A 12,729-nucleotide genomic window follows, 5' to 3' on the forward strand; every position below is an offset into this window, starting at 1 on the left:
TTTAAACTGCTGCAAATAGGAAATATTGATCGCTTGTTTCTCAACGTCATGAAAATTCAGTTCTATTTCTTTGTCGTGAGAAAACTGTAATCGGCTTAGCAATTATGTTGATGCTTGCAATTTGTTTGTAAAGTCCATTCTTAATGGTCTCCCTTCTGATAAATTGAACTTACTCAATTAGTTTTCCCTGCTTATCCGAGAAACTAGGCACTAAATTGCATCTGAGGCAGATGACTGGAAGAACGAAAAAGTAAACCCTTAAACTGAATCAATAATGGAAGCTGGCAGAGAAGTGAACATCACTAATGTAAAAACACACATAGCAGAGATTATCATCAATTTTAATTTTACTGAACAGAGGATCAATGAAATTATTGAAGAGTACATAGATTCGAGAGCAGAATATTTTATTAATAATATTTTGCTCAGTAGTCTAATTTTAAATGTTGGTGCAAAAGTGAAAATTCTAAATTACATAGTAGTAACAGAAGCAATCGACCTCCCAAAGGAATGGATGAACCCATTTCACATGTTAATGAAGAATAGAAATCTAATTGCTCATTCTGACAACTTGCTAGCATTTGATCAAGACCTCGAGGATCTTGAATTTGTTTATAATAACGAGACGGGCGAGGCAGATCCATCACCAACTTGGATTGAAGTTCCACCTTACATCCCAATATTTGACAAAGGCAAAGTGAACTACGTCGAAATTTCTATGATACTGGATGAATTTGATAAATACTATGCGAGAGTTGATGAATCCCTGAAAATCATTTTAGACACCGTCTCCAGACGTCACGCGAAACCATTTCCCGATGCTAAATTTGGACCTAAAAAGAATCCTAAGCGATTCCAAGGGCCTTCCTCAGAGGCAGAGGAGGCGCTAGATTTAGACGATTTTAAAAAAGAAAATAGGGGCCATGAAGAATCCGAACCATTATAAATAGTTGAAAATACCACCAAATTGGATTGAACTCATTTCTGCTCCGTGGTCTGTATTTGTACCCTCTAGTCTGTATCCGAAATATCTATAAGATTCCATGGCTCGTGCCTTCACGATACTGTAGCCAATGCTACCACGTCTTGCCAAATCACCCAAACTTATGTACACCGCCCAACCTTTTTTTGCCGGAGCCGTGGAATAGTCAGGGACTCTATTTCGGACACTTGGCTGCTGGTATAGTAAAGTAATTGCTATGGCAAAAGTACTATAATTCGTAAGTAAAGTACAGATTTTAAAGTGTACTGCAAATCTTCGTATATTTAAGAATTGTAGATAATCTTTTGGTACAAATAAAGAAAGGCAGAAAATGCAGGACTTACTATTTGACTTTATATCAAAATATGTTTCTTTGACAGAAGATGAAAAGAATATCATCATCTCTTTGAACACTTTTCGGACTATCAAAAAAGGTACGATTCTTTTAAGAGAAGGACAAAATTCTAATGAATCATATTTTGTAATGAAAGGTGGTATCCGGACTTATTACATGATTGACGGAGAAGAAAAAACAACCGCGTTCTATACAGAAATGGAAGCTTTGACACCGCATTGTGTTGTCAATAAAGCACCTTCCGAATATTACATTTCTTGTATTGAAGACTCAATCATTACCGTTTCGACTCCTGAAATGGAAGTGGAGGTTTTTAATAAATTCCCAAAATTCGAATCCATGTGCAGGGTTTTATCGGAAGAGATTTTAGTTAAACAGCAAATCAATTTTGACGAGTTTAAGACGTCTTCGCCTGAACAACGATACCTGAATTTATTGCAATCACGACCAGACCTTATTCAGCGTGTGCCACAGCATCAGTTAGCGAGCTATTTAGGTATCAAACCCGAATCTTTAAGCAGGTTAAGAGCAAGGATCATAGAGAAAAATAAAGGGTAAGGTTCATTTCTTAACTTAAGTCAACGAGTTACGGCATCCCGCCAATCTACCTTTGCATGATCGTCTAACAACAAATCGTATTGATATGCAAAGGATAATTTTATTGTTCGCTTTGGCCTTAATCATGGCAGGCACGCTACAAGTTAAAGCTCAATATGCCAAACAAGATAGTACTTATAAAAAGTTTTTTGTAGGCAGTACCTTATTTATGCTGGCTAATTTAGTACCTGATAACAATAAGCCTGAAATGGTTTATTTGAACTTGGGGTATCGCATTACGGGAAAGGATGCAATTTCACTCGAATTTAAAACCTGGAAATATGCCTGGCCAATTGGCATTCCTTTTGGAAAATCATTTGAAGCAGAAGGAGAAGGGTTTCCAGGTTATATTCGTGAACACGGCGTTTCAGTTTCTTATTACAGGTTTTTATGGAAAGGTCTTTTTGCCCAGGTTGACGTGATGCCTGCTTTTCAAACTTTTGTAAATGAAAACGGCAAGAAGATTGACAATGGCTTTCAAATCTTTAACACGTATTCCGTTGGTTATCACATTAAACTTTTCAAGGACAGGTTTTTTATACAACCTTCAATAGCCATAACGCATCGCCCCTATCAATCAAAAATGCCTGATTCGTTTAAACAGGTTGACGATAGATGGTCAAGATTCTTCTTCGGGCAGCCGGGCTTGCATTTTGGGTTTAATTTCTAGTAATGCGGAGGTTACTCCAATCCAAAATATTTCCGCAAATGGACAAATCAAACGGTTACGAGAATCACGCCACAACATTCATTCGCTGTCGCTCCAAGGGCGTCGATGGAGTCGGTGCGGCATCCGTTCGGAACTGGGCGAGGTCACTACCTTCAAATGCGAGAGTTTTGGATATAGGCTGTGGTACAGGCGATCCGATTTCAGAAGGCATTGGTAAATGAAGGTTTGACGGTTTATGGGATTGATGCGTCGCCTTCGATGATTCAAGGTTTCAGGCAGAACTTTCCAAATATTCCCGTCGCCTGTGAAGCCGCAGAAGATTCCTCATTTTTTAATCGGCAGTTCGATGCCATCATTGCCTGGGGGTTACTGTTCCTTTTGCCCGTAGAAACTCAGGAAATTGTGCTCCAAAAAATGGCAAATGCGCTGTACGCCGGCGGAAAGCTGTTATTTACGGCTCCTGCTCGAAAAATGAAATGGGAAGATGCCATTACGGAAATTGAATCGATTTCGCTTGGCGCGGAGAGGTACAAAGATTTACTGGTTGCATCGGGACTCTCGCTCATTGAGGAGTTTGAGGATGAGGGGGAGAATCATTACTATCATGCGGTCAAGGTAGGGCGCCCGTTAATCTAGTTTTAAAACCACACCACGTAGCTGCTAGTTTGGATAGTTTACCGGTTTTAACGATTTTAAGATCAAATAGTTACAATACGGGCGTTCGTTTTTTGTAACGGCTCAGCAGTTAACAATCCATTATCAACGATTCTTTGTCCTAATCCCTTATTCAGCCTAAGACCGTTACAAACGGTCCGATATCCAAGGTACGCAGTGTTCAAGGAACGCACAACGGAGGCATTTGTGTAAAAAAATGCCATACTTACTCGCCACATTATGGTCATCCACTTAAATCCAATCCTATATTACGCCAAATCATACATTTATCATTTAGTTTTGGCGTAATATAAAATCTTATATTACGCCAAAAATACAAATTTCCTTATCTTCGTTTCTGAAAAAATGAACAATGGAGGAAATTATTGGAAGAGCCCGGGAAAAAATCTTATTGCAAAAGATTGAAAAATCTTCTGATGCCGAGTTGGTCGCAGTATATGGACGACGAAGAGTAGGTAAAACTTTCTTAATAAGAAATGGCTTTAGCAAAGCATTGTCTTTCGAATTTTCAGGCATCCACAATGCTAGCCTGAGCCAGCAACTTGAAAATTTCAGCATCGCACTCACTCATTCTTCCAAAGGACTACCAGTAGCCAAACCGGAAAGCTGGTTAAGGGCTTTTGAAATGCTTAAACAACTTCTTGATCCATTATTGATCAGGGACAGAACTATAGTATTCTTCGATGAATTCCCATGGATTGATACGCCCCGCTCAGGTTTTTTGCCTGCATTCGAAAATTTTTGGAACAGCTGGGCCTCTCAGCAGAAAAACCTGGTCACAATCATCTGTGGTTCCGCAGCTTCCTGGATGATAAAAAAAGTCATCAACAACCGTGGAGGATTACACAATCGGGTAACCAGGCGCATAAGACTTCTTCCCTTTACTGTCGGGGAAACATCCGCATATCTAAGACAACGGAATGTAAAACTTGATAAATACCAGCTATTGCAGCTCTACATGGCAATGGGAGGTATACCACAGTATCTCAAGGAGGTTGAATTAGGCGACAGTGCTGCCCAGACCATAGACAGGTTATGTTTTACGAAGGACGGATTCTTGGTCGATGAGTTTAAAAATCTATATCATTCTCTATTCGATAGCGCTCAGAATCACATTGATATCGTACGCGCCCTGGCTAAAAAGGGGAAAGGAATGACACGAAATGAAATAATTGACGTATGTAAGCTTACCTCTGGCGGCTATTCCACCCAGTTGCTCAATGAACTGATTGAATCAGGTTTTATAAGCTCATATATTCCTTTTGGAAAAGCCAGCAAGGATGCTTTATATAAGCTTACAGATGAATATTCATTATTTTACCTGAAATTCATAGAAGGGAGCAAAGCCATGGGTAGTGGTACCTGGCTCAGGTTAGCTAGTGGCAGTTCCTGGAAAAGTTGGAGCGGAAATGCATTTGAGAGTATTTATATGAAGCATATTTCTCAAATCAAGAGAGCGATTGGTATCCATGATGTTTACACAGAAGTTTCCGTATGGCGCTATCAACCAAGAGACAGAACAGGAAAAGGTGCTCAAATCGATTTACTGATCGATAGAAATGATTCTTGTATAAACGTCTGTGAGATGAAGTTCTCAGCATCCGCGTTCGAAATTACGAAAGCATATGCGACAGAGCTGGCAAGTAAACTCGAGGTTTTCCGAGATCACACAAAGACAAGGAAGACACTTTTTCTTACAATGCTAACTACCTACGGCGTAAAAAATAACAACACCTATCCCGGCCTGGTACAAAAAGAGTTGACTATGGATGCTCTGTTTGACTAGATTCCAGATCCAACAAAGTTCTAAGCTGTTTTATTTTGAAGTATTTTAGGTTTCCCAAAATGCTACAAGCTGTTCTATTTGTTGATTCTGTTCTCGGCCGTTACAAACGGTCTTTTACACAAAGTGCGCAGTGTTAAACAACACTACGGCAAGGGGTTTGTAATGGTTTACAATTTAGGAAGAAAGTCCCTAGACGAAGTTAATGTCCTCAACGTCGGGATCAGCAAAAACCTAGCTAAAATTTAAGGGCCATTTTCGGATAGTATCAAGCCAGTGTTCTCCTCATAATAGTGATCCTGGTAATTGCTTATTTTGCCATCCTTTTCAGAAAATGGAAAGATAATGTAAAGGGCCGTGACTGGTATGATATAGAATGGTATATCAGAAAAGGCGTTACAATAAACCTCAAACACTTCGCGCTACGTGCAAAAGATAGCGGCGATTGGGACCAGGAGAATATTAGCGAAGTTGAGTTCCGGGAACTACTGAATGTGAAAATTGAAGCAGTTAATTTCCAGTGGATCAAAGATAACATCCGGCGATTTATACCGGATGCCAGCGTTTTGGATATTTGGAGTCCGCAGTATTTTCGGGATTTGACTGCGAAACTGAAAGTCGGCCATTGAAGTGGCAAATTTTACTTAAAGTATCATAGTAAAACTTAATTATTTTATTATATATAAAATTTATTTATATATTTGAAAAGATGTTGTCATTCACGCCAGCTTCTAATCATCGCAAATTAATCTTTTCATGGAATGGGCAGTAAAACTATAAGTGTATTCTTTCTTCTAGAGATGATCTGGTCATTGTCCAACTGTTCGGATATCAAAAACGCATATCAATGGGAAGATGTCACCATCGACGCAGACCTTTCCAAAGACTTGATTTATAAACAACTTGACAAGGAAAAAGAGATATTTTCAATGTTTGAGGAACAAGATTCACTCACAAGAAGGACAAGTGATGTTTCATATTTCTCAGGTAAAAAAATTGACCTGAGTCACACACGATATGCAAAGTATAATAATTGCAGAGCTTATTATTATAATCCGGATACACTGTCAATTAACATCGGATTTGGCGACGGTTATAGCGGACGCGGCTTTATTATCGACTACATAGATAAAAAATTTCATACGCAAGCATACCATTCCACGGATGTCATTATAGTAGGAGAGGTAAAGCCAACACACAAAATAGTTTATCAAAAACTAACTCTGGATAAGGCAGATTATGCGGTTGGGGATAGTTTATTTGGAAAAGTAGAATTCAAGTCGATGGAACAGGGCGGGGAAGGAGAGAAGACTGAGCATTTTGGGAAAGGTAGTTTTAGAACAAAAATTTCCAAATTTTAAAACGAAGAATTGCTCCTCGGCTGAAGCCATGCTCGATTGCGCGGCCCGTGTCTTCACTGGACTAATGGTTAAATAAGTAGCGAGCAAATATTTGAATTAAAAATGCGGTTATTCATAGTTTGAAAATCGTGGCGCTTCAGCTGCTAATTCGGATAGTTTTCCTTTCGTTTGTGAGAACACAAACGAGGCGCTAAGTAATCTCTTTGCGTATCATATATCGATTTTGATACCCTTTTAGCAACTCCAATATCATCGATGTTACTACCGCCTGTTATTATTAGCAATGCGAATCCTACTGCTTTCATAGTTTCTGGGTATCAATCAATTTAGCTGCGAGATAATACCTACCGTTATTGCGGGATCATCCTAATGCGGACCGGTCCCTTGATATTCTCAACATCGACAGGTATTCCTTTTTGAGTTATTACTACACTGCCCTCATTATGCAAATCAATAGCTACTTCGAGTACATCTTTCATATGCTTACGCCAGCCGTCAGGAAATAGCTGGCGTGCAATTTCAGAAGGACACGTACTCTTCTCTGCGCCACGATGAATGGCAATAGATAGGATTGTTGCTGCTATTTTCTCGTAATGCTGCATGTGTATGCAAATGGAATCCCTAACTTTTAATCATTATAACGTAACTTACTTCGCCAATTGCAAATCCGCTATACTCTTGATCCGATTCCGCTCCAAAAAAGCATCAATAGTCTCAAAATGCTCAATCACGCGTTTGTCTTTGAACTCAAAAACCTTTTGGGATAAACCTTGTAAAAAATCACGATCGTGGGAAACCAGCACTATTCGTAGTTTAAAAACCGCGCCGCTTAGGCTGCGAATTTGGATACCTTATCGTTTTTAAGAATCCATTATTAACGATCCGGGTCTCAGCTTAAGACAATTACAAACCGTCCAATATACGAGTTAAACGGAAAGCTGTTATTTATGGCTCCTTCTCAAAAATTGAAATGGAAAGATGTCTTGCTCAAAAGGTCTAACTTAAATCTCATACTAAGAGGAACGAATTTCTTGATTGCTGGCCAGATCGCCGGGTTCACACCCGAAACGCCGGTGCCATCATTATTTGCTCACCCCTGGCTATTCCGATTTCACTCGCCAACTTCTGCCAACCAGTTATAACTGATTTTACTTGATCTATAATTTCATCCATCTCCTTTTCTCCTAACCGAAAGTAGACTCCAACCTGCTTAGCCAGATCTAAATCAAGTTGATTGCTGTCCATATCAATACTCAGTGCAAGTCCATCTTTATCAATCGACGGATTAATATCAAAAGCCGGCGAAAGCCTCCATCCAGCGGATTGGAGGAAAAATCCGTGATTCCGCAGATGGTCATCCGTATTGGATATTAGTATATTAAATACCATTCGTCGCCATAGCTGGACTAGATCTTCGTTCACGCTAGCTCCGGAAAATTGTATGAATTCGACTATATCAAGATAGGAAGGGATGTCGTCGCGAATTAGTTCTTCATTCTTACCTGTCATGGTCATGGCGGAGGCAAAATGGATGCGCGAACTTTTTTCCCGGTCGAATCGCTTTGTGAAAAAAGTATGATACTTGCCAGCTACATGCTCCAATTTGCTTTCAGCCATGTCTACACCAGCACTAACAGCCAGGCGATAGGCCAGATATTCCCACGCAGCCTTGTCGGTACTGTCGTTTTTTGATGGAAATTTGGCGATCCACATTTGTCCTGTCTCATCAATAATATTGGCTTTCGGTCTTGCTCCACCGAGGGAAGACCCCGGAGCCATCAGCATAGCCAGCCATTTTCTCACCTCCACCGTATCTTCGTTGGACTCGATAAGCTCGGCGCCATGTTGAAGCTCACGGATAGTTGCCCAAGGAGGCGTTGGCGAGACCGAATCATTGTTTAAAAATGGCCCATCCGGATCCAGCTTGAACCGCAATGCACCCATCCGACTTTCATCATGGACTCCCAATAAAAAATCTATGTCATATAAGACAGGAACCTGTTTCCCATTTTGCTTTGCCAGAATGGAAGCTCTTCTTTTCATAAGCGTGCGCCCCCAAGTGTCCGGCATAGAGTCGAGAAAGACGCCAAAATTCTCTTTTTGATTAGGATATTGTGCGCCACCAAACCAGGCAATGTCAGGATCGAGCAAGAATTGTTCATTGGAAGCGATCCAGTTTTTTTGGTATGTAAAGCTGAACGATTTCCTGCCCTTGGCTTGCTGGGCAGAGAGCGTCCCGATTAGTTTTGGCCCTGCCATCCCGATCCAATCTGCATAAATATAAATGTCTGTCCGGTCTGCCATGCTAAGATTTGCCAATCAGTTTCAAATCCTGCAATTTCCTTCCCAGCTCATCGTCGGCACCTAATTTGAGAAAATCGTCTTGCAAACCCAGAACTCTCAAAACATTAAAATACGCCCCTATCGATACACTTGGGTTGCCTTTCTCAATGTGATACAGTGTAGTGCGATCGATTCCGGCCCGCTCAGATACCTGAATGGTGGTAAGCCTCCGTCGCTTGCGGGCTAATTTGATGTTTTCGCCCAGCTGTTCCAGAGTTTTCTGAAACCGGGGCAATAACACTTGCTTTTTAGTTTGCATAATGTTGATTATTGCAAACAAAAATACAGATAATGTTGAAAATAATCAACATTACTTATTAGTAAAATTCACTGGCTATGATAAGTAATTTCTGAAATTCCTACTTAGCCAATTGCAAATCCGCGATACTCTTAATCCTATTCCGTTCCAAAAAAGCATCAATCGTCTCAAAATGCTCAATCACCCGTTTGTCCTTAAACTCAAAAACTTTTTGAGATAAGCCTTGTAAAAAATCACGATCGTGAGAAACCAGCACCAGCGTACCGTCAAAGTTGCGGAGTGCTTCTTTCAAAACATCCTTGGATTTCAAATCAAGGTGGTTTGTAGGCTCATCGAGAATCAATAGGTTTACAGGTTCCAGAAGCAGCTTCACCATGGCAAGGCGCGTTTTTTCTCCACCCGACAATACACTTACTTTTTTGTCAATATCCTCGCCCTGAAACATAAAGGCTCCCAGAATATTCTTGATCTGGGTTCTTACATCTCCTTCTGCAACCTCGTCAACCGTCTGGAAAATAGTCAGATTAGGATCCAGTAACGATGCCTGGTTTTGCGCAAAATAACCAACCTTGACATTGTGGCCAAGCTGACAGGTTCCGTCCACAGCGATCTGGCCCATGATAGCCTTGATCATCGTAGATTTACCTTCACCATTCCGTCCCACAAACGACACCTTTTCCCCTCTGGAAATAGTCATGCTGGCGTTTTTGAACACAACCTGATCCCCGTAGGATTTGGAAACATCTTTCACTGTAACCGGATAATCCCCTGAGCGTGGCGAAGGTGGAAAACGAAGTTTCAGGGATGAATTATCAATTTCATCAATTTCAATAATTTCCAGTTTTTCCAGCATACGTTCGCGGGAAGAAACCTGGTTGGTTTTGGAGTATGTACCACGGAAGCGCTCAATAAACTGCATATTGTCAGCAATCATTTTCTGCTGCTCCTGATACGCCTTTACCTGATGTGACCTGCGCTCCTCACGCAATACCAGATAATGTGAATAATTGGCTTTGTAGTCAAAAATCCGCCCCATCGTTACCTCAATGGTACGGTTGGTAATATTGTCGATAAAGGCACGGTCGTGGGAAATAACCATTACAGCATTTGCCTTATTCACCAAAAAATCTTCCAGCCACATCACAGATTCAATGTCAATATGGTTGGTAGGCTCATCCAGTAAAATAAGGTCCGGCTTTTGCAATAGTATTTTGGCAAGCTCAATACGCATACGCCACCCTCCGCTGAATTCCTTGGTTTGCCGCTGAAAATCTTCCGGCCTGAATCCCAGTCCTTTCAGGGCTTTCTCTACCTCCGCGTCATAATTGACGTCTTCCAGCTGGTAATATTTTTCACCGATTTCAGTAACCTGTTCGATGATCGCCATATATTCATCGCTCTCATAATCTGTGCGGGTTTCGAGCGCAAGATTCAGTTTTTCCATTTCGGCACGCATTTCAAAAACCTGCTTGAATGCTTTGGCCGCTTCCTCGAAAACGGTACAGTTATCTTCGGTAAGTAAATGTTGCGGCAAATAAGCGATCACGGCGTCTTTGGGTGCACGTACATGGCCGCGATTGGCTTTTTGTTCACCAGCAATAATTTTCATCATTGTGGATTTTCCCGCTCCATTTTTACCCATCAGGGCAATTTTATCAGTAGGATTAATAACGAATGAAACTTCGCTAAAAAGGACAGATCCGCTAAATTCAACGGCCAAATTTTCAACTGTAATCATCTTCTCATTTTTTGAAGCCGCAAATGTACGATGTTAAGAAATATAATCCACAATCATTTCTTCCTTCGCCATGCCACTGTATATTGCCCAAATTTCCTGCTGTTAATGAATAATAATAACCTTGGCACAAAGCCGCATTATCAAATATTGGACGGACTTCGGGGCGTGGCAGCGATCATCGTCGTATTCTTTCACCTTACCGAACCGCTTGCCACCAGCCATCTCGACAATGTTGTAAACCATGGTTACCTGGCAGTTGATTTTTTCTTTCTCCTGTCCGGCTATGTAATTGGTTATGCCTACGACGACAGGTGGGACAAATTAACCATTGGCGGTTTTCTTCGCCGCCGGTTCGAGCGGCTGCAGCCACTTATTGTATTGGGTATGACGCTTGGGGCTGCCGGCTTTTACTTTACCGACTCGGCCATTTGGCCGCTAATTCATACAGTTCCCGTATGGAAGCTGATTGTCGTCATGCTGATCGGTTATACTATTCTGCCCATACCACTTTCTATGGATATCCGCGGCTGGTTTGAAATGCATCCGCTCAATAGTGTTGGCTGGTCATTATTTTTCGAATATATCGCTAATATTCTTTATGCGCTGGGAATGAGGAAATTATCTAACAAAGCATTGGCCTGTTTTGTAGTACTGGCAGGTGCAGTACTTTTGCATTTTGCTGTTACTAATCCCAACGGAGACATCACCGGCGGCTGGACACTCAATGCAGAACACATGCGGGTTGGGATCATACGTACGATATTTCCATTTTTTGCCGGATTGCTTTTATCGCGGGTAGTACGTCCTGCCTATATCAAAAATGCCTTTTTGTGGTGCAGTTTGATGGTTGCCGCTGTTTTGCTTATGCCAAGAATAGGCGGTGCAGAACATCTCTGGATGAATGGTTTGTACGAAGTTTTTTGTATTGTCATTGTCTTTCCACTCATCGTATATCTCGGTGCAAGCGGTGTAGTGCGTAGCTCAGCGGAAGTCAAAATTTGTAAGTTTCTCGGCGATATTTCCTATCCCTTATACATGACGCATTATGTGCTTGTCTATTTTTATGTGGCATGGGTAAGCAATCACAAGGGCATTACATTATGGCAGGCCTTGCCCTATGCAATGCTCACATTTTCAGGTGCTATCGTATTGGCTTATGCAAGTTTAAAGTTGTACGATGAACCTGTAAGAGCCTGGTTACGGAAAAAGCTTAAGTAACGAAAGCTTTCATGAGGCGGTTTCGATGTTCAGAGTACTGGGCTGATTGAGCAGCCTATATCAAAAAGAGGCTTTTTACTTCCACTTCAAGATATTAAACTTATGCCCGTCCGGATCGGTGAAGGCGCAGCCGTACATACCATGGAATGCTTCGGGCTGGCTGAACACAACGCCACCGGCATCCTTTATTTTTACAGCCCAGTCGTTTACCTCTTCTTCCGTTTCGGCAGAGATCGAAAACATAATTTCATTGCCTTTGCTCAGGTCAGCCAATTCTCCTTTCATTGCTTTCTTTAAACTGTCTTCTTTAAAAAAGTTAATGATAAAACCCTCATCGCCGAATGTAATACTGACCAGCTCGTCGCTCTCCGGCCCGGTGTTTTGCTTAAAACCCAGTTTCGTGTAAAACGCTTTGGTTCGCTCCACATCTTTAACGCCTAAATTGCCCCAGATTTGTACTTTCATGGTGTATGTGTTTTGGTGGATTTAAATTGGCTTGTAACTTTTTATTAAACAAGCTTTCGACAGAATTATACTGTGATGTAAAGTACTAATCTTGCTCTTTCGGGAAAGTTTCATTAGCACGAATCAGGCAGTGATGAGCAAAGCAGCTGTGACCCGCATGGCATTAACGGGCTCGTCAAGTAAAAAAGTGCCGATAAGGAATGCGGCCGACAGTGCTAATGCCAGTCCAGATCGTGTTTTCACTGTCTGAGGTGGTTTGTGTTCAGGAAAATGCTAATAAGCT

14 protein-coding genes are annotated in these 12,729 nt (G+C 41.3%); 9 read left to right on the forward strand and 5 right to left on the reverse strand.

What is annotated here, in order from left to right; all coding sequences use genetic code 11:
- Positions 1 to 274: 274 nt before the first annotated feature.
- The 8 genes from KZC02_RS17765 to KZC02_RS17795 all read left to right on the forward strand — a co-directional run bounded on the left by KZC02_RS17765 (position 275) and on the right by KZC02_RS17795 (position 6,423).
- Positions 275 to 946, forward strand: a complete 672-nt coding sequence (locus KZC02_RS17765; protein WP_221389933.1) for a hypothetical protein — start codon at positions 275 to 277, stop codon at positions 944 to 946.
- Between the two features lie 367 nt (positions 947 to 1,313).
- Positions 1,314 to 1,895, forward strand: coding sequence for a Crp/Fnr family transcriptional regulator (locus tag KZC02_RS17770; protein WP_221389934.1), 582 nt, complete (start codon positions 1,314 to 1,316; stop codon positions 1,893 to 1,895).
- Between the two features lie 85 nt (positions 1,896 to 1,980).
- Positions 1,981 to 2,604: a hypothetical protein gene (locus tag KZC02_RS17775; protein WP_221389935.1), complete on the forward strand. Its 624-nt coding sequence runs from the start codon at positions 1,981 to 1,983 to the stop codon at positions 2,602 to 2,604.
- 2 nt (positions 2,605 to 2,606) lie between these two features.
- Complete coding sequence (locus tag KZC02_RS31895; RefSeq protein WP_229253649.1) at positions 2,607 to 2,825, forward strand: hypothetical protein; 219 nt, start codon at positions 2,607 to 2,609, stop codon at positions 2,823 to 2,825.
- Positions 2,815 to 3,240, forward strand: coding sequence for a trans-aconitate 2-methyltransferase (locus tag KZC02_RS17780; protein WP_229253650.1), 426 nt, complete (start codon positions 2,815 to 2,817; stop codon positions 3,238 to 3,240). Before KZC02_RS31895 ends, KZC02_RS17780 begins: the two co-directional genes overlap by 11 nt.
- A gap of 391 nt (positions 3,241 to 3,631) precedes the next feature.
- Positions 3,632 to 5,065 carry an ATP-binding protein gene (locus KZC02_RS17785; protein ID WP_221389936.1) on the forward strand — a complete coding sequence of 478 codons (1,434 nt, stop codon included), beginning with the start codon at positions 3,632 to 3,634 and terminating at the stop codon, positions 5,063 to 5,065.
- A gap of 290 nt (positions 5,066 to 5,355) precedes the next feature.
- The gene (locus tag KZC02_RS17790) at positions 5,356 to 5,691 is read left to right on the forward strand and encodes a nucleotidyl transferase AbiEii/AbiGii toxin family protein (protein WP_229253651.1); all 336 of its coding nucleotides are present in this window, start codon (positions 5,356 to 5,358) and stop codon (positions 5,689 to 5,691) included.
- Positions 5,692 to 5,823: 132 nt separating this feature from the next.
- On the forward strand, positions 5,824 to 6,423 hold the full coding sequence (locus tag KZC02_RS17795) for a hypothetical protein (protein WP_221389937.1): 600 nt from the start codon (positions 5,824 to 5,826) through the stop codon (positions 6,421 to 6,423).
- A 350-nt stretch (positions 6,424 to 6,773) separates the two neighbouring features.
- Here the strand turns inward: KZC02_RS17795 and KZC02_RS17800 are convergent, their stop codons facing one another.
- The 4 genes from KZC02_RS17800 to KZC02_RS17815 form a co-directional block, all read right to left on the reverse strand.
- Complete coding sequence (locus KZC02_RS17800) at positions 6,774 to 7,025, reverse strand: DUF3253 domain-containing protein (protein WP_221389938.1); 252 nt, start codon at positions 7,023 to 7,025, stop codon at positions 6,774 to 6,776.
- Between the two features lie 454 nt (positions 7,026 to 7,479).
- On the reverse strand, positions 7,480 to 8,727 hold the full coding sequence (locus KZC02_RS17805) for a type II toxin-antitoxin system HipA family toxin (RefSeq protein ID WP_221389939.1): 1,248 nt from the start codon (positions 8,725 to 8,727) through the stop codon (positions 7,480 to 7,482).
- A 1-nt stretch (position 8,728) separates the two neighbouring features.
- Positions 8,729 to 9,025: a helix-turn-helix domain-containing protein gene (locus KZC02_RS17810; RefSeq protein WP_221389940.1), complete on the reverse strand. Its 297-nt coding sequence runs from the start codon at positions 9,023 to 9,025 to the stop codon at positions 8,729 to 8,731.
- A 100-nt stretch (positions 9,026 to 9,125) separates the two neighbouring features.
- Positions 9,126 to 10,763 carry an ABC-F family ATP-binding cassette domain-containing protein gene (locus KZC02_RS17815; RefSeq protein WP_221389941.1) on the reverse strand — a complete coding sequence of 546 codons (1,638 nt, stop codon included), beginning with the start codon at positions 10,761 to 10,763 and terminating at the stop codon, positions 9,126 to 9,128.
- Between the two features lie 105 nt (positions 10,764 to 10,868).
- Here KZC02_RS17815 and KZC02_RS17820 point away from each other — a divergent pair, with 105 nt between their 5' ends.
- On the forward strand, positions 10,869 to 11,981 hold the full coding sequence (locus KZC02_RS17820) for an acyltransferase (RefSeq protein WP_221389942.1): 1,113 nt from the start codon (positions 10,869 to 10,871) through the stop codon (positions 11,979 to 11,981).
- Positions 11,982 to 12,056: 75 nt separating this feature from the next.
- Here KZC02_RS17820 and KZC02_RS17825 read toward each other — a convergent pair whose 3' ends face one another.
- A complete protein-coding gene (locus KZC02_RS17825) occupies positions 12,057 to 12,446 on the reverse strand; it encodes a VOC family protein (protein ID WP_221389943.1) in 390 nt (129 codons plus the stop codon).
- Positions 12,447 to 12,729: the final 283 nt, after the last annotated feature.

It is taken from the genome of Dyadobacter sp. NIV53 (assembly GCF_019711195.1).
Classification (GTDB): Bacteria; Bacteroidota; Bacteroidia; order Cytophagales; family Spirosomataceae; genus Dyadobacter.